Annotated in this window: 1 protein-coding gene; it reads left to right on the forward strand. The window is 50.3% G+C overall.

Annotated elements, in window-relative coordinates; translation table 11 throughout:
- The first annotated feature begins 251 nt into the window (after positions 1-251).
- Positions 252-1,472 (forward strand): IS110 family RNA-guided transposase, encoded by a 1,221-nt coding sequence (locus M2108_RS31305; protein ID WP_277473366.1) that lies wholly within the window; start codon positions 252-254, stop codon positions 1,470-1,472.
- Positions 1,473-1,573 lie beyond the last annotated feature (101 nt).

The raw sequence follows: 1,573 nt of genomic DNA on the forward strand, positions 1-1,573 counted from the left end.
CAATAGACATCCATGCCGCCTAGCGGCACCCAAGAAGGATGAAAATGGGTACTTGTCGAAGTTTCCTTTTACGGCTGGCGAAGAGAGGTCGAGTATTCTTGGTGCCTTGAGCCCGTGCAATAGACAGACCTCAGCAACTCTGGTGCACCTCAGATTGTTGCTCCACTATTAGTGGAAGCACGAAGGATAGATTGCTTCATTACGTTGCTGCACCAGCCCCATTCTATTCGGCCGTAGAAGGAGGTAACTCGATGGATGTTGTGTTTAGCCATTGTTGTGGTCTGGACGTTCATAAAAAGAACGTCGTAGCCTGTGTCCTTACTCCCGAAGGCAAAGAAATTCGTACGTTCTCTACCCTAACTGACGACTTATTGCAGCTCATTGACTGGCTCAAAGACAAGAAATGCACGGTGGTCGCCATGGAAAGCACCGCCTCCTATTGGAAACCCATCTTTAATCTACTCGAATTGGAAGAAATCCAGCCACTCGTGATTAACGCCCAACATATTCGAAATGTCCCTGGGCGTAAAACCGACGTAAAGGATGCCGAGTGGATCGCCAGTCTTCTGCGGCATGGTCTGCTGAAAGGCAGCTACATTCCCACTCGGGAGCACCGGGAATTGCGTGAACTCATTCGCTACCGCCGCAGTTTAATTGAAGAACGAGCCCGGGAAGCGAACCGGATTCAGAAAGTACTCGAAGGGGCCAATATTAAACTCTCTTCCGTGATCCGCGATGTACTCGGGAAATCAGGCCGCGCGATGCTGGAGGCGATGATTGCCGGAGAAGAGGATCCCGTCGTTCTGTCCGCGTTTGCTCAGAAACGAATGAAGAGCAAGAAAGTAGAACTACAGCGCGCCTTGCACGGTCTGATGGGTCCTCACCAAAAACAAATGCTACAAATCCAGCTTAGACATATTGATTTCCTTGAATCCGAAATCACGATGTTGGATGCAGAAGTCAAAGCACGCATGTCCCCTTTTGAGGAAGACCTGGAACGACTGGATACCATCCCGGGTGTGGGACGGAGCACCGCCGAACAAATCGTAGCTGAAGCGGGTGTCAACGTGCAGGAACAATTCGGTTCAGCTGCCCGGCTTTGTGCGTGGGCGGGCCTCGCTCCAGGTCAAAACGAAAGCGCAGGAAAACGAAAAAACGCTAAAACTCGAAAAGGTAATTCCAAATTGCGAAGTGCATTAATTGAAGCAGCCAGAGCAGCCTCTCGAACCCAAGACACCTACTTGTCGAACATGTACAGGCGGCTGGCGGCCAGGCGTGGGGCTAACCGGGCAGCAGTGGCCGTGGCTCACCGTATCCTTTTAATTGCATACTATTTGTTAGCGGGCCGTCAGGAATACAAGGAACTGGGTTCCAGCTACTACGAAGAACGACAACGGGAGCATTCGATTCGGCGATCTGTTAAACGATTGGAGGCCTTGGGCTGTAAGGTTACTTTAGAAACGGTTAGTTAAGCACAGCTTCTTCTTGGTAGCAGCCCCTTTAAAAAATAAGGGGAGAGGGGCTTAGTTTCGTGCGGCCTTTTAAGCTACTTTGGTTTATTTTCAGGATAGAA

Source organism: Paenibacillus sp. PastM-3 (assembly GCF_029893965.1).
Lineage (GTDB): Bacteria > Bacillota > Bacilli > Paenibacillales > Paenibacillaceae > Paenibacillus_AQ.

What these genes read in the sequence shown, in the direction of transcription:
- M2108_RS31305 (WP_277473366.1), top strand. Translation starts at nt 252, where the DNA reads ATGGATGTTGTGTTTAGCCATTGTTGTGGTCTGGACGTTCATAAAAAG.